Raw genomic sequence first — 15,429 nt, forward strand, 5'->3', positions numbered from 1 at the left:
ACCGGCACCGTGCGACCCTGTTGCCTCTTCTCAGATCACCCGCCGTTTGTTAGCAGTGCGCCGCATGAGCGCCGCGTGCCCATGCGGACGCAAGGCATCACTGCCGCAACCGGACGAGACAGATGCAAAAGACCCCAGCCGAGTGCACGACCATGGCCGATGTGCGCGCAGAGATCGATCGGCTCGATCAGGCGCTGATGGCGCTTTTCGCCGAGCGCTGGGGCTATATCGACCGCGCTGCGGAGATCAAACGGCCACTGAAGCTGAAGGCTGATATCCCCGCGCGGGTCATGGAAGTGCGCGAGAACGCCCGCAAGAATGCCGAAAGCCAGAACCTGGACCCGGATTTCTACGAGGAAATCTGGGCGCGGCTGATCAACCACGCGATCGCGCATGAACAGAAGATACTGGGCGAAACGAGCAACGATCAGACGCCCTGATCAAGGATTTCAGACCAGCCGCATCTTCGGGCGCGGTAGGTCGTAGCTGTTCTTGCGTGCCAGATGCTGCTCCCAGGCGAAGGCGCTCTCGACGATTTCCTCAAGGCTCGCATGGGCCGGCACCCAACCAAGCTTCAGCCGCGCCAGTGAGGGATCGGCGACGATGCGCGCGATATCGCCCGGCCGCCGCGGCCCGTGCTCGACCGCTATGTCACGGCCGGAGACGCGCCTGATGGTGTCGATGACCTGCAACACGGAAAAACCCTCACCGTAGCCGCAATTGCTGATCAGCGGCTCGCCACCGGCCTTGAGATAGGCGAGTGCGCGCATATGGGCTTCGACGAGGTCGGTCACATGGATGTAGTCGCGAACACCGGTGCCATCGGGCGTCGAATAGTCAGTGCCGTAGATATCGACCTTCAGCCGCTTGCCGAGCGCCGCTTCGCAGGCGACCTTGATCAGATGCGTCGCGCCGATTGTCGACTGACCTGTCCTGCCCAACGGATCGGCGCCGGCGACGTTGAAGTAGCGCAGCGCCACATAGCTGAAATCGTGGGCCACGGCCGCATCCCGCAGGATCAACTCGGCCATCAGCTTCGACAGCCCATAGGGGCTTTCGGGGTGGAGGGCCGCCGTCTCGCACACCGGGTCCTCGCCGTCCTGGCTACCGTAGACGGCAGCCGTCGACGAGAAAACGAAACGGCCGATCCCCGCCTTCACGCCAGCCTCGATCAGCGTGCGCGTGTTGGCGGTGTTGTTTTCGTAATAGGCGAGCGGGCTGGCAACTGATTCAGGAACGATCGCCGAACCTGCGAAATGCACGACGGCATCGATGCCGTTCTCGTCGAAGATACGCGCCAGCAAAGCCTTGTCGCCGGCATCGCCGCGATAGAAGCGCGCCTCGGGCGGCACGGCCCAGCGGAAACCGGTCGACAGCCGATCGAGCACGACCACATCCTCGTGCGCGTCGAGCAACGCCCACGTCATGTGGCTGCCGATATAGCCGGCACCGCCCGTTACCAACACGGCCATTCGCTGCTTCCCGTTCCCTGGAACATTGGAGACAGCAAAGCTCACTGATGCTTTCGGAATAGGTAAAGGCCGTACGTCTGCACGGCAGCAGGACCACAATTCCTTGTTGTAGGGTTAAGAAATGATCACGCCGAAAGGTCGGCAGGGCATCTGGCGCCCGCCGGCCTTTGCCACGGCCGCTCACTACCGGCCGAGAATGTAACTCTGCAGGCGGTTTGCCGCTTCTGCGACCTGAGCCGGATCACGCAGGAAACAGGCGCGCATGAACAGCGAGCCGCCATCGCCGAAGGCGGTTCCCGGCGCAAGGCCGACGCCGGTCTTGTCGACGATGTCGATGGCCGCGGCGCGCGAATCCGTGACGCCGTCGATCTTGAGGAACGTGTAGAGCGCGCCGTCCGGCTTGAGCGTCTCGACCCGATTGGTGGCAATCAGCGCATCGCACAAGAGGTCACGGCTCTGTGCCGCCTTGGCGATGTTGGCGTCGACGAAAGCATCCCCCTCGTCCAGCGCCACCACGGCGCCGCGCTGCATGAACTGCGCCACACCTGAGGTCGCATACTGCACCAGGTTTTCAAGCACCTGGCCGATTGCCGGCGGGGCAACGATCCAGCCGACGCGCCAACCGGTCATCGACCAGTTCTTGGAGAAGGAGTTGACGAAGATGATGCGATCGTCGTCGTCCATCACATCAAGGAAAGAAGGCGCCCGGCCGCCGGCGTAATGATAGAGCGCATAGATCTCGTCAGCGACGATCCAAAGACCGTGCTTGCGCGCCAGCGCAAGGATGGCACGCAGATCGTCGTGGCTCGCGGTCCAACCGGTCGGGTTCGACGGCGTGTTGATGAACAGCGCCTTGGTCTTCGGGCCGATCGCCGCTTCGAGCCGCTCATGGTCGAGCTGCCATTTGCCGTTTTCGAAGCGCAGCTGCACCGAGACCGGCTTGACGCCCGACAATTCCGCGGCTGCGGCAAAGTTCGGCCAGGCCGGGGTCAAAAGCACCATTTCATCGCCTGGCGAAGTGATCGCCTCGATCGAAAGCTTGATTGCCTGCATCCCCGATCCGGTGACGTAGAAGTGTTCCGGCGACAGGACCTTCTGGAACCGGCGCTGGTAATAGCGGGACAGCGCCTCGCGCAGCGGCGGGATGCCGCGCTGCCAGGTGTAGAAGGTCTCGCCGGCCAAAAGGGCCTCGCTGGTGGCCTTGGAAATGAAAGTCGGCGTCGAAAGATCGCCCTCGCCCACCCATAGCGGGATCAGACCATCGCGCCCACGGGCATAGTTCACGACCTCGACGATGCCGCTTTCCGGCGCCGAGAGTGCACGAGGGCTGATGGTGGTCATGATGGTCATCGACGGGCTCCTAAATTGCCCGTCGCTTCTAGCCGCTTTCGCACTTGCGATCACGCGACTTTATCTGACCGGTTTATTGATTTCTGTGATGTTTCGCGGGCGCCGGCCGACGCCGGAGCCCGCGGGAAGGGGAAACTCAGGCGCGCTGCTTCAAGAGGTCGCGAATTTCCGAAAGCAGCCGGACATCTTCCGGCGGCGGGGCGGCCGGTTCGGATTCCTTCTGCTTTTCGACCGATGCGCGCACGCGGTTCACCACCTTGATCATCAGGAAGATGATCCAGGCGAGGATCAGGAAGTTGATGAGGACGGTGATGAAGTTGCCGTAGGCAAAGACAGCACCCTGCTGGCGGGCAGCGGCGAGAGACGTCGCCGTCACGTTGGCCGAGAGCGGCAGGAAGTAGTTGGAGAAATCGAAACCGCCGCCGGTCAGCGCACCGACGATGGGCATCACCAGGTCTTCGACGACCGACGTGACGATCTTGCTGAAAGCGGCACCGATGATCACACCCACCGCGAGATCCATGACATTCCCGCGGGCAATAAACTCCTTGAACTCATTCAGCATGCGTCTCTCCGTATTATCCCCGTTGAAAGCGACCGCCGGCGCTGTCCCGCGCTGCAACCGTTGACGGAAACTAAACCAAAGCGGGCAACGAGGAAACCTTTCTTTGCCTTTGATCAAATCGCATGCAAGCAAGTTGCCCGACAACGAGCGGCGCCTGACTGCAACCACAACTCGCGGACTTTCTGCAGCACGGTCTTGAACTTAAGACTGATGCCCGAGGCAATTCTCAACCTCTTGCAGTTGGCCTATGCTTGCCCTTGGAGGAATGAGGCATGCTCTCGGGTTCGGTCATCTTCGCGTCAGCCTTCGCCTATCTGCTGCTGCTTTTCGCAGTCGCAAGCTACGGCGACCGGCGGGCCAGGAGGAAAAGCACTGCGGTCAAAGGCAGGCCGCTGGTCTATGCGCTGAGCCTTGCGATCTATTGCACGTCCTGGACCTATTTCGGTGGCATCGGTCTTGCGGCCGAGCGCGGCCTCGAGTTCACCGGCATCTATATCGGTCCGATCCTGATGTTCACACTCGGCATGCCGCTGATCCGCAAGATCATCCGGCTGGCCAAGACCGAAAAGCTGACCTCCGTCGCCGACTTCATCGCGGCGCGCTACGGCAAGAACCCGGCGGTTGCGGCGATCGTCGCGCTGATCTCGCTGGTGGGCGCCGTGCCCTATATCGCGCTGCAGCTGAAGGCGATCTCCAGCTCGGTCGCGGCGATGATCAACACCAGCGATTACGGCATCGGCGCCGGGCAAAGCTTCATCGACCTGCCGCTTCTCGTCACCCTGTTCCTCGCGTGCTTCGCCATCGTCTTCGGTACGCGCCATACGGACGCGACCGAACATCAGGACGGTCTGATCCTCGCGATCGCAATGGAATCGGTCGTCAAGCTGGTGGCGCTGATCACCGCCGGCCTCTACATCGTCTTCGTGATTTTCGACGGGCCGACGCATCTGTGGACACTCGCCCAGCAGAGCCCGGCGGTCGAACAGGCGCTTTCCTACGAGACCCCGATCGCGCGCTGGATCCTGCTGATCGTCACATCGGCCTTTGCGATCATCATGCTGCCGCGGCAGTTTCATGTCACCGTCGTCGAGAACCGCACCGAAGGCGAATTGCGCACCGCCGGGATTCTCTTTCCGCTCTATCTCGTCGCCATCAATCTCTTCGTTCTGCCGATCGCGATTGCCGGTATCCTGACCTTCTCGGGATCCGGCGACGCCGACCTCTACCTGCTGACGCTGCCGCTCGCCAACGGCCTGCCGCTGTTGACGCTGATCACCTTCATCGGCGGCTTTTCGGCAGCGACCGCCATGGTCATCGTCGCTTCCGTGGCGTTGTCGATCATGATCTCCAACGACATCGTCATGCCGGTTTTCCTGCGCCGCAATCTCGGCCAGCGTGGCGGGCTGCAGGAAAACCTCGCTGGCACGCTGCTCAACATTCGCCGCACGGCGATCTTCGTCGTGCTGCTGCTCGGTTATGCCTATTACCGCTCGGCCGATATCAGCGCTGGCCTCGCCTCGCTCGGCCTCCTCTCCTTCGTTGCCATTTCGCAGATGGCGCCATCGCTGCTCGGCGGCCTCGTCTGGCGGCAGGCGAATGCCCGCGGCGCCATCACCGGCATGGTCTCGGGCTTCCTCGTCTGGGCCTATCTGCTTTTCCTGCCAAGCCTCGGCGGGCCGGACAATTCGCATGTCGCAACGACGGTCCTAAGCTTCCTCTTGCCTTTCACCGACGTCTTCTCCGGGCCTGACGCCGATCCGCTGGTCAACGCCACCACCCTCAGCCTGCTCGTCAATCTGACCACCTACGTGCTCGCCTCGCTCACGCGCGCACCCAAGCCGCTGGAACGTTTCCAGGCCGGGGTCTTCATCACCCGACGCTCGCGCAGCGAAAGAGCGTTTCGCGGCCGCAAGACGAAGGTCACCGTTCGCGACCTCAAGGCGACGATCGCCCGCTACATGGGTGATGAGCGCATGCAGCGTTCGTTCCATACCTATGAGCGCCAGTCCGGCCGCTGGCTCGACGACAACGCGCAGGCCGACATGGCGCTGGTGCATTTTTCAGAACAACTGCTCGGCAGCGCCATCGGATCGTCCTCGGCCCGTCTCGTCTTTTCGCTGGTGCTGCAGCGGGTCGACGACACGTCGTCGGATACCGCCTGGCTGCTCGACCAGGCAAGCGAAGCGCTGCAATACAATCAGGACATGCTGCAGACCGCGCTTTCGCAGATGGACCAGGGCATTGCCGTCTTCGACAATGCCAACAACCTGATCATCTGGAACCGGCGCTTCCGGCAATTGCTTGAGCTGCCGGAGGCCGCCGGTCAGGTGGGTTTCCCGCTTGCCGACATCGTTGCGATCCTGACCAAGCGGGGCGACATTCGCAAAGAGGACGAGAAGCGGCTGATCGCCAACTTCCTGACGCTCGACAAGCCGTTCCTGCTGGAGCTTGGAAACCGCCAGCACATCATCGAAGTGCGCACCAACGCCATGCCGGACAAGGGCATCGTCACGACCTATACCGACATCACCCAGCGCGTTGCGGCCGACATGGCACTCAAGCAGGCGAACGAAACGCTGGAGCTTCGCGTGGCCGAGCGCACCGGCGAACTGACGCGCGTGAACCATGAACTGGCCGAGGCGCGCGCCGCCGCCGAAGAGGCTAATATCGGCAAGACACGTTTCTTCGCCGCCGCCGGCCACGACATCCTGCAGCCGCTCAATGCCGCTCGCCTCTACTCGTCCTCGCTGGTGGAGCGGCTGGGGGAATCGGACAACAGCACGCTGGTGGAAAACATCGACTCCTCGCTGGAGTCGGTGGAAGCCATTCTCGGCGCCGTGCTCGATATCTCCCGCCTCGATACCGGGGCGATGAAGGCGCGCCTGCAGTCCGTGCCTCTCAACGACCTGCTGCGCCGCGTCGAGACCGACTTTGCACCGATGGCACGGGCGAAGGATCTCGAACTCGTCGTCATGCCGACGTCGCTGGTGGTGCGCACGGACCCGAACCTGCTCAGGCGTGTCGTGCAGAACCTCGTGTCGAACGCCGTCAAATACACGCTCAGAGGCAAGGTGCTGGTTGGCGTGCGCCGACGCGGCAAGATGGCGACGATCGAGGTACTCGATTCCGGCATCGGCATCCCGTCATCGAAATTCAGGACCGTCTTCAAGGAATTCGCGCGGCTCGACGAAGGCGTCCGCACCGCGTCGGGCCTCGGTCTCGGGCTTTCCATCGTCGATCGAATTTCTCGTGTGCTCAATCATCCCGTCAGCCTACAGTCGAAGCCCGGCAAGGGCACCGGCTTCAAGGTCACGGTGCCGCTCGACGCGAATGCCGGCGAGCGCGTGGCCGCAGGGCCAGTGCCGACGACCAAGGCCAGCGAGGCACTCAACGGCCTGCGCGTGCTCTGCATCGACAACGAGCCGCGCATCATCGAAGGCATGCGGGTGCTGCTGTCGGGCTGGGGCTGTATCGTCACGACAGCGGAATCGCTTGCCGCCTGCACCGAGATGTCGACGTCCGCCCAGGCGCGTCCGCACGCCATCATTGCCGACTACCATCTCGACGACGGCACCGGCATTGACGCGATCGCGCGCATCCGGGCACTGTTCGGTGAAAACATACCGGCATTGCTGGTGACTGCCGACCGGTCGCCGGAAGTGCGCGGAGCGGCGGAGCGGGACGGCGTCGGCCTGCAGAACAAGCCGGTTCGTCCCGCCGCGATGCGGGCATGGCTTACCCAACTCTCGACGACGGCAAAGGCGGCCGCGGAATAGAACATTTCCAGGAAAAGTGCGAAGCGGTTTTCCGTCAGGGAATGCGTAGAAACAAAGAGATAGAGCGTTTCTGCGGTTCCGTTTAAACCGGAAACGCTCTACAGCGCCGCGCGTCAAATATGACGCGCAAAGGACGCTGTAACGCCTTAAATCTGCTGCATAATTTTCTCCTTAAATCGATTCCGATTTAAGGAATTATGCAGTGGTCATCGAGAAGGTCTTGCTTCAGGCGGCGGCCACCGTGCCGATCTTCGAAAGCTGGATGACCGCCTGCGTGCGGCTGTCGACATTGAGCTTCAGCAGGATGGCCGACACATGCGCCTTGATGGTGGCCTCGGAGACTCCTAACTCGTAGGCAATCTGCTTGTTGAGCAGGCCCTCGCCAAGCATGCTGAGCACGCGCGATTGCTGCGGCGTCAGTGTCTGCAGCCGCTGCAGGAGATCGGCGACCTCGGGCTCGTATTCCTGCCCCTGATCGTAGCCGGCCGGCACGAAGACTTCGCCGGCCATGACTTTCTCGATGCCGTTGCGGATCTCCTCGATCCCCGCCGATTTCGACAGGAAGCCGGAGGCGCCAAGATCGAGCGCCCGGTGGATCGTCGCCGGATCGTCATGGGCGGAAACCACCATGACCGGCAGGCTTGGAAATTCGGCGCGAAGCGCGATCAGGCCCGAAAGGCCGCTGACACCAGGCATGGTCAGGTCGAGCAGCATCAGGTCGGCGTCGGGACAATCGGCGGCGGCCTTGCGCGCGGCGGCGAAATCGCCGGCTTCAACGATACCAGGCGCGCCGGCCATGCCGCTCAATGCCTGCCGCATGGCGCCGCGAAACAGCGGGTGATCGTCTGCGATGATGATGGTCATGTCCGGCGTCATGTCGCTCCCTCCCAAGAGCTTCGGCTACAACCGACGCCTCCAAACGTCGGTCGCAGCCGCACGGTCCGTCCGACCCCTCAGGTCTTCTGCGGCGACGCTCCGTCGCTGCTGCCTTCAAGATCCTTCACGATATCCATGAACTTGCGCATCATTCTTTCCATGATGCCCATTGTCCGGTCAATCTCTTCATCGGTCGGAAGGTCCGGTTTTGCGACGGCTCCACCGGATTCGACAGCCTTTTCCAGCGCTTCCACCCGCTTGGTCAGGAGATCGATCTCCAGCTCGAAGGCTGTGCGCTCATCGGCGGCCATGCGGCAGACGAGCTGGCCATCCCTCTCCTGGCAGAGCGAGACCTCGCCGGTCTGGGTGTCGAGCCGGGCAATGCCGGTCTCCGACTTCTGCATGCTGTAGCGACCTGGAGCCGGTTCCTGGGCGCACGCGCCTCCGGCAAGGCCAAGGCCGGCACCGATCAGCAGAACTGCGATTGCTCTTTTCATGATTTCCTCTCCGTTGCGGACATGCGGGCGGAAATCCGCCGGTGAACGACCTTCAGCAATGGACAATCGCCGATATTTGCGGCAAGGCCACGACAGAACATCACGACGGATAAGCGGGCATCATGAGCTCAATCATATACAAGATCGTTCCGGCCGCACTATGGCAGGAAGCCAAGCGTACCGGCCGCTTCGATGGAGCGCCCGTCGATCTCGCCGACGGCTTCATCCATTTTTCGACGGGCGAACAGGCGATCGAAACCGCCGCTCGCCACTTCGAAGGGCAGGAAGGCCTGCTGCTGATCGCGGTCGATGGCGATGCGCTGGGCGAAGAGCTGGTTTATGAGCCATCGCGCGGCGGTGCCCTCTTCCCGCATCTCTACGCACCGCTGTTCCTTTCGGCCGTCTTGTGGGAAAAGCCGCTGCCGCTTGGCGCGGATGGCCTTCACGTCTTCCCGGAACTCGACGCATGAACAATCCTTTTGCCAGCCTCGCCCGCCGCGGGCTTTTCCTCTTCGATCCGGAAGCCGCCCACGGCCTGTCGATCAAGGCGTTGAAAACCGGCCTCGTGCCGGGTTGTCCGACCAGGCAGGACAAGCGGCTCGCCCAGACCATCGCCGGCCTCACCTTCCCCAATCCGCTCGGCATGGCTGCCGGTTACGACAAGAATGCCGAAGTGCCGGAAGCGCTCTTGAAGATCGGCTTCGGCTTTACCGAAATCGGCACCGTGACGCCGCGCCCGCAATCGGGCAACGACAAGCCGCGCATCTTCCGCCTGGTGGAAGACGAAGCGGTGATCAACCGCCTCGGCTTCAACAATGAGGGCCATGGCGCAGCCTTGGCGCGTCTGAAGGCCTGCTCGCGCGATGCGCTGATCGGCGTCAATATCGGCGCCAACAAGGACAGCGCCGACCGCATCGGCGACTATGTCAGTGGCATCCATACCTTCTATTCGGTGGCCAAATATTTCACCGCCAACATCTCCTCGCCCAATACGCCCGGCCTTCGCGACCTGCAGGCGCGCGAAAGCCTGGCCGCGTTGCTGTCGGCCGTGCTTGCCGCGCGCGACGAAGAGGCATCCCGCGGCGGGAGGGTCGTGCCCGTGTTCCTCAAGATCGCGCCCGATCTGACCGAGGAAGGCATGGACGACATCGCGGCCGAGGTTCTGGCGCATAAGCTCGACGGTCTCATCGTGTCAAACACGACGCTTTCGCGCGACGGCCTCAAAGACCAGGCCCAGGCAAAGGAAGCGGGCGGCCTTTCCGGCAAACCGCTTTTCGAGAAATCGACGGCGGTGCTTGCCCGGATGCGCAAGCGCGTCGGTCCGGATCTGCCGATCATCGGCGTCGGCGGCGTCAGCTCGGCTGAAACGGCTGCAGAAAAGATCCGTGCCGGCGCCGATCTGGTGCAGCTCTATTCCTGCATGGTCTATGAGGGCCCTGCCCTGCCCGGCCGGATCGTGCGCGGACTTTCCGATCTCTGCGATCGCGAAGGGCTGACGTCGATCCGCGACCTTCGTGACAGCCGCCTCGACTACTGGGCCGAGCGAAAGGCCTGACCCGCCTTCGCCGGAATTCTGGCGAGCAGGAACAGGCCGCGCATCAAAAGAAACAGGTTGAGCCCCGCCCATAGGCCGTGATTGCCGAAGGCGGGGACAAGGATCGCCAGCGCGGCGACATATCCGCCAAAGGCCGCCAGCATCATGTTGCGCATCTCGCGCGACCAGGTGGCGCCGATGAAAACGCCATCCATCAGGAAGGCGAGCGCGCCGGTCATCGCCGTCAGCGCCGCCCAAGGCAGATACTCGTAGGCCACCGCGCGGACATCCGGCGCCGTCGTCAGCAGGTCGACAAGCCCGCTGCCGAAGAGTAGGAACGCCACGGTCGTCAGGGCGGCAAGGCCGAACGACCAGGCGGCCGTCAGCTTCAGCGCCCGATCGAAGGCCGGACGGTAATGCGCGCCGATCGAGCGACCGATCAGCTGCTCGGCCGCATTGGCAAGACCATCGAGATAGTAGCCGGCCACCAGAAAGATGGTCATCAGCACCGCGTTTGCTGCCAATGTCACCGGGCCGAAGGCCGTGCCGATGCGCGTCATCAGCGTGAAGGCGGCAAGCAGCACAAAGGAGCGGATCATGATATCGCGGTTGAGCCCGAACAGCGGTCTCAGCCGTTGGCGATCGAAGATCATCGCCCAGCTTGGCGCGTCTTTCCGGTCGAAACGACCGTAGACGATGGCAAAACCGGCCAAGGCGCCAATCACCTCGCCGGTGACAGTTGCAATCGCAACGCCGGCGACACCCCAGCCGAAGACCAACCCGAGCAGGATCGACAGTACGATGTTGATGCCGTTGATCAGCGTCTGCAGCATCAGACCGATCGTGCCTTCGCCACGCCCGAGCACGAAGCCGAGGATGGCGTAATTGGCAAGGGCCGCCGGACCGGACAGGATACGCCAGAGAAAATAGGTGCGGGTCACGGCCTCCACTTCCGCTGGCGGGCCCATCAACCAGAGACCACCGGCAAGAAGAAGCGGCGACAGGGCGACGAGCGCGACACCGGCCACCAGCGCGATCACCAGCGAGCGCCAGAAGACGGCCTGCTGTTCGCACCGGTCGACCCTTCCATAGGCCTGCGCGACAAGGCCGGTCGTGGCGGCGCGCAAGAAATTGAAGGTGGTGAAGATCAGGTCGAACATCACGGCGCCGACCGCAAGCCCGGCCAGCAGCGTCGCCTGGCCCATGCGACCGACAACCGCCGTACCGACGAGGCCGAGCAACGGCGTGGTGAGAAAGCCCAGCGTCATCGGCAGCGCGATCGCCAGGATCAGACGATGTGTGACGTGGAAGGGGCCGGCGGGATCGCTCGGCGAAGCGGGAGAAGCGGCGGTCATCGAACGGTCCCGGCGTGATGGGTGAGTGACGACCGTTTTAGGGAAGAAGGATAGGTGGACGCAAGGTGCTGCGGGCGGTCACAGCAATCGATGCCTCGGCGCCGCAAGGGCCCCTCACCGCTAACGCTCTCCCCGCCTGCGGGGAGAGGGGACGTGCATCAGCCGCAGAAACATCATTTCGCATCCGCTGTCGCCAAACAACACGACGTCGAGAACGGTAATTGTAGGTTCGAGCGAGCGCGGCGGATTTCCTTCTCCCCGCGTGCGGGGAGTAAGGTGGCCGGCAGGCCGGATGAGGGGCTCATTGAGACGTAGGTGGCGCGCCTTTAGCCCGCCAGCACCATGGCCCAATAGGGCCGGTTCCCCGAAGCCGCGTTCTGCGCCACGGCCACGCCGAGACCGCGATAGGTGCCGAGCATGTTTTCCAGATGCTTCGGTGATTTGTACCAGGCGTCATAGGCGCGTTCGGCGTCGTCCTGGCCCATGGCGATGTTTTCGGCGGCCGGCAGCGTCACGCCCTGGCTTTTCATCCTGTCGTAGAAACTGTCGCTCCAGCCGATCAGGTGCTGCATCTTGCCGACCTTGGCCATTCTGGCCGCCTGGCTCATGGCGGCGACGGAGGCCGCCTTGTCCGCCACCAGCGGCGACAGGCCCTTGTTCTTGCGCAGGGCGTTGACATGGCCGAGGCTCGCCTCGGTCTGGTCGCTGCCGGTGCCGCTTCCGAGCGTCAGCACATTGGATGTCGTGCAGCCGGCGAGCACGCCTAGCGAAAGGACGGCGCCGGCGCGCAGAAAGCCGCGCCGCTCGATGAAGAAAAGCTGATCCTTCATGCTCAACGCCGGTAGCTCATGACACGCAGGATGAGGAAGGCGGGAATGACGATCGCAGCACCGAGCAGCAGGTAGTCGCCGACCCGGCCGAGAGCGGAAAAGCCCGTGTGCCAGAGGTCGAGCAGGAAGTTGCGGATGCCGAAATAGATGTCGGCGGGATACCAGCCGAAAACGGTCATGACGAACCCGACGAGGATCGACACCACGACGAGCTTGACGAGGACGCGCAGCGGCGAATCCCCCAAAAATCTGTTCACTCCGTCCGACATCGGCGAAATACTCCTGTTTCCCTTCACATAAGCTGCCATTCGCACCCTCGCAAGTCACCGCAAAAGGCGGGCTGGTGCCCGGCTTGCAGATTCCGCTTGTGTTTTGCCCGGTCCGGCGTCAGAAGCGCTGATCGCAACCAACATCTCACATTGATGACGCTCAACCAGCTCTCCTCCGGCGACCTGATCGCCGATCGCCGCGCCGACTACGCAAAAATGCTTGCCGAAGCCGGCGAGCCCGAGAGCGCGGCCGATCTCATGGCCCAGGCGCTCGAGCGTGTTCCTGAATGGGCTGCCGGCTGGTTCCGGCTGGCGGACTATGAGGAAAAATCGGGCCGGAAAGAGGCGGCAATCGACGCGCTGCGCAAAACCTTGCGCCTCAACCCGAAGGACATTTTCGGCGCCGGCCTGAAGCTGGCGCTGCTGGGCGCCACCGAGGTGCCGGAACAGCCGCCGAGCCTCTATGTCGAGCGGCTTTTCGACGACTACGCCGACCGCTTCGACCACGCGCTGGTGGAGAAGCTCGATTACAGCGTCCCGGAAAAGCTCGCTGCGCTGATCGAGAAGTCAACGGCGGGCGCGCATTTCGAGCATGTCGTCGATCTCGGTTGCGGCACCGGCCTGTTCGGCGAGCGCATCCGCGAGCGCGCGGCGTTTCTCGAAGGCTTCGATATTTCCGCCAACATGCTGGTGAAGGCGGAGACGAAGGCCATCTATGACCGGCTGGCGCGAGCCGACCTGTCGTTGCCTCCTGAACAATCGGGTGTGTTCGGCAACTTTGCTGCGGCTCGCGCCGATCTCGTCAGCGCCGCCGACGTGCTGATGTATCTCGGCAGCCTTGATGGCGTCGCCGAGATCGTCGGCGCGCTGCTTTCCAGCCAGGGCCTGTTTGCCTTCTCGGTGGAGGATGCAGGCGCAGACGACGGTTTCGTCCTGCGCCCGTCGCTGCGCTACGCTCATAGCGAGGCCTATATCCGCGACCTTCTCGCATCCCACGGCCTGGACATGGTGGCCGTCGAGCGCACCGTCATCCGCATGGATGCCGGGAAGCCGGTCTCGGGCATCCTGTTTCTCGCCCGCAAGCCTGCTTAAAAACGCAGGGCTGGTACGCAGAATTATGTCAGCATTGCTGACATAATTTTCTTGATTGTTTTTGTGCGTTGCAGCATTGCTTGGCGCATCGCAATCGAGGTTTTGCCATGGCTCAGAGCAGCAGCGTTTTCGGTCTTTGGAACACCAGCCCGACCCGGCACACGCCGATCGAGGACCTGCAGGGCATCTTCTCCGGCAGCCTGATCGCCGCGCTCGGCCTTTATTTCCTGGCAAGCGCCGGGCTGCTCACCGGCAGCACCGCCGGTGTCGCCTTCCTGCTGCATTACGCAACCGGTGTGAACTTCGGCCTCGCCTTCTTCCTGCTCAACCTGCCGTTCTTCTATCTTTCGCTGAAGCGGCTTGGGCCTGCCTTCACGATCAAAACCTTCATCGCCATCGGCGTGACCTCGTTCCTCACCGACATCCAGTCGCGCCTGTTCCAGATCGGCGATATCCACCCGGCCTGGGCGGCGCTCATCGGCGGCCTGCTTCTCGGCTACGGCCTCCTGGCGCTCTACCGCCACCGCGCAAGCCTCGGCGGCGTCGGCATTCTCGGCATCTACCTGCAGGAGCGTTTCGGCGTTCGCGCCGGGCTGGTGCAGCTTGCCATCGACATGGTCGTGCTGGTCGCTGCCTTCGGCGTCACGACCCCCGCGGTCGTCGCGTGGTCGGTGCTCGGCGCGGTCGTCCTCAACCTGTTCGTGGCCATCAACCACCGCGCCGATCGTTACATCGCACTCTAAAACGTCAGCTCCGATAGCCCCGAAAAAACTTCGGGGCTATACTGTGGGCCGACCTCAGGGGTATCAGGCGGCCTTTGCCGGTGCGTCGACCGGATGCTGCGACCGCAGGCCGACGGCGACCCGGTTCCAGACATTGATGACGCCGATCGCCATGGTGATCTTGGTGATCTCCGCCTCGTTGAAATGCTCCCTCAAGGGCTCGAAGTCGGCGTCGGGCGCACCGGTCTGGGCAAGGTTGGTGAGCGCTTCGGTCCAGGCCAATACCGCACGTTCGCGGGCGTCGTAGATCGGCGATTCGCGCCAGGCGCAGATCAGGTGGATCCATTGCTCGCTGAGGCCCGTATGACGCGCCTCCTTCACATGCATGTCGATGCAATAGGCACAGCCGTTGATCTGCGAGGCGCGCAGCTTGATCAGGTGGATCAGGCGCGGGTCCAGCCCCGATTCCTTGACGATGTAGCTTTCGAAGGCTGCCGCAGCCTTGTAGGCGTCGGGGGCGGCTTTGACGGGGTTCAAACGCGGATGCATGGTCTTCTCCTTCAGGTGGGGGCTTGGGGTTTCAGGCGCCGGCGGCCGACTTGCGTTCGTTGACCGCCAGAAAAGTATTGGTTCGCGCCGCGACGCTGCCGTCGTCCTTGGCGCTGAGGTCGTCCATGATGTCGGCAATGGTCACGCGCTGCAGCTCGGCGCGGTAGGCCTGCTCGGCTTTCAGCATCGCGACGTTGATCGTGCACGGTGCCTTCGGCTTGCAGGCATAGGGATTGGGGCCGCGCAGCCGGATCTCGTTGCAGCGGAACGCCGGCTCCGGCCCTTCAACCGCAAGCACGATATCGAGCAGGCTGATCTTTTCCGGCGTTCGGGCAAGACGGTAGCCGCCCTTTGGGCCGGGCACGGCTTCGAGCAGCCCTGCCCCGGACATCGCCTGCAGGTGCTTCAGCAGATAGCTCACGGAAACCCCGTGAAATTCGGCAAGCGCCGCCGCCGACAGCGTGCTGCCGGGCTGAAGACAGCTCAGCATCGTCACACTGTGGATCGCCTGCTCGACACCGTCCCCGAGTTTCATTCGTCCT

At 63.1% G+C, this 15,429-nt stretch carries 16 protein-coding genes; 6 read left to right on the forward strand and 10 right to left on the reverse strand.

Annotation, left to right across the window (positions count from 1 at the left end; translation table 11 throughout):
- The first annotated feature begins 122 nt into the window (after nt 1-122).
- A complete protein-coding gene (locus BC360_RS06115) occupies nt 123-440 on the forward strand; it encodes a chorismate mutase family protein (protein ID WP_065781343.1) in 318 nt (105 codons plus the stop codon).
- Nucleotides 441-449: 9 nt separating this feature from the next.
- Here the strand turns inward: BC360_RS06115 and galE are convergent, their stop codons facing one another.
- The 3 genes from galE to mscL all read right to left on the reverse strand — a co-directional run bounded on the left by galE (nt 450) and on the right by mscL (nt 3,387).
- Nucleotides 450-1,472: a UDP-glucose 4-epimerase GalE gene (gene galE / locus BC360_RS06120; RefSeq protein WP_065781344.1), complete on the reverse strand. Its 1,023-nt coding sequence runs from the start codon at nt 1,470-1,472 to the stop codon at nt 450-452.
- 183 nt (nt 1,473-1,655) lie between these two features.
- Nucleotides 1,656-2,822, reverse strand: a complete 1,167-nt coding sequence (locus BC360_RS06125) for a pyridoxal phosphate-dependent aminotransferase (RefSeq protein WP_065794616.1) — start codon at nt 2,820-2,822, stop codon at nt 1,656-1,658.
- A gap of 136 nt (nt 2,823-2,958) precedes the next feature.
- Nucleotides 2,959-3,387: a large conductance mechanosensitive channel protein MscL gene (gene mscL, locus BC360_RS06130; RefSeq protein WP_065794617.1), complete on the reverse strand. Its 429-nt coding sequence runs from the start codon at nt 3,385-3,387 to the stop codon at nt 2,959-2,961.
- 272 nt (nt 3,388-3,659) lie between these two features.
- On the opposite strand from mscL, the gene BC360_RS06135 reads away from it, so the two are divergent.
- Entirely contained in the window at nt 3,660-7,163 is a 3,504-nt protein-coding gene (locus BC360_RS06135) for a PAS domain-containing hybrid sensor histidine kinase/response regulator (protein ID WP_065794618.1), read from the forward strand.
- Nucleotides 7,164-7,388: 225 nt separating this feature from the next.
- Here BC360_RS06135 and BC360_RS06140 read toward each other — a convergent pair whose 3' ends face one another.
- Both BC360_RS06140 and BC360_RS06145 read right to left on the reverse strand, forming a co-directional pair.
- Nucleotides 7,389-8,039 carry a response regulator transcription factor gene (locus tag BC360_RS06140; RefSeq protein WP_065781348.1) on the reverse strand — a complete coding sequence of 217 codons (651 nt, stop codon included), beginning with the start codon at nt 8,037-8,039 and terminating at the stop codon, nt 7,389-7,391.
- 77 nt (nt 8,040-8,116) lie between these two features.
- Nucleotides 8,117-8,536: a hypothetical protein gene (locus BC360_RS06145; RefSeq protein WP_065781349.1), complete on the reverse strand. Its 420-nt coding sequence runs from the start codon at nt 8,534-8,536 to the stop codon at nt 8,117-8,119.
- A gap of 122 nt (nt 8,537-8,658) precedes the next feature.
- Here BC360_RS06145 and BC360_RS06150 point away from each other — a divergent pair, with 122 nt between their 5' ends.
- Nucleotides 8,659-9,006: a DUF952 domain-containing protein gene (locus BC360_RS06150; protein WP_065781350.1), complete on the forward strand. Its 348-nt coding sequence runs from the start codon at nt 8,659-8,661 to the stop codon at nt 9,004-9,006.
- Nucleotides 9,003-10,091, forward strand: coding sequence for a quinone-dependent dihydroorotate dehydrogenase (locus tag BC360_RS06155; RefSeq protein WP_065794619.1), 1,089 nt, complete (start codon nt 9,003-9,005; stop codon nt 10,089-10,091). The genes BC360_RS06150 and BC360_RS06155 overlap by 4 nt, the downstream gene beginning before the upstream one ends.
- Here BC360_RS06155 and BC360_RS06160 read toward each other — a convergent pair.
- The 3 genes from BC360_RS06160 to BC360_RS06170 all read right to left on the reverse strand — a co-directional run bounded on the left by BC360_RS06160 (nt 10,067) and on the right by BC360_RS06170 (nt 12,524).
- Nucleotides 10,067-11,425: an MATE family efflux transporter gene (locus BC360_RS06160; protein ID WP_065794620.1), complete on the reverse strand. Its 1,359-nt coding sequence runs from the start codon at nt 11,423-11,425 to the stop codon at nt 10,067-10,069. The two genes, BC360_RS06155 and BC360_RS06160, sit on opposite strands and share 25 nt — an antisense overlap.
- Nucleotides 11,426-11,751: 326 nt before the next feature.
- Nucleotides 11,752-12,255 carry a CAP domain-containing protein gene (locus tag BC360_RS06165; protein WP_065794621.1) on the reverse strand — a complete coding sequence of 168 codons (504 nt, stop codon included), beginning with the start codon at nt 12,253-12,255 and terminating at the stop codon, nt 11,752-11,754.
- A 2-nt stretch (nt 12,256-12,257) separates the two neighbouring features.
- Nucleotides 12,258-12,524, reverse strand: coding sequence for a DUF6460 domain-containing protein (locus tag BC360_RS06170; RefSeq protein ID WP_065781354.1), 267 nt, complete (start codon nt 12,522-12,524; stop codon nt 12,258-12,260).
- A 153-nt stretch (nt 12,525-12,677) separates the two neighbouring features.
- Between BC360_RS06170 and BC360_RS06175 the strand changes: the two genes are divergently transcribed.
- Complete coding sequence (locus tag BC360_RS06175) at nt 12,678-13,616, forward strand: methyltransferase (RefSeq protein WP_065781355.1); 939 nt, start codon at nt 12,678-12,680, stop codon at nt 13,614-13,616.
- A gap of 107 nt (nt 13,617-13,723) precedes the next feature.
- Nucleotides 13,724-14,359: a YitT family protein gene (locus BC360_RS06180; protein ID WP_065794622.1), complete on the forward strand. Its 636-nt coding sequence runs from the start codon at nt 13,724-13,726 to the stop codon at nt 14,357-14,359.
- A gap of 63 nt (nt 14,360-14,422) precedes the next feature.
- Here the strand turns inward: BC360_RS06180 and BC360_RS06185 are convergent, their stop codons facing one another.
- Nucleotides 14,423-14,887, reverse strand: coding sequence for a carboxymuconolactone decarboxylase family protein (locus BC360_RS06185; protein ID WP_065781357.1), 465 nt, complete (start codon nt 14,885-14,887; stop codon nt 14,423-14,425).
- Between the two features lie 31 nt (nt 14,888-14,918).
- Nucleotides 14,919-15,422 (reverse strand): Rrf2 family transcriptional regulator, encoded by a 504-nt coding sequence (locus BC360_RS06190; protein WP_065781358.1) that lies wholly within the window; start codon nt 15,420-15,422, stop codon nt 14,919-14,921.
- Nucleotides 15,423-15,429: the final 7 nt, after the last annotated feature.

Origin of the sequence: Ensifer sp. LC163 (assembly GCF_001695855.1) — a bacterium.
Lineage (GTDB): Bacteria > Pseudomonadota > Alphaproteobacteria > Rhizobiales > Rhizobiaceae > Ensifer.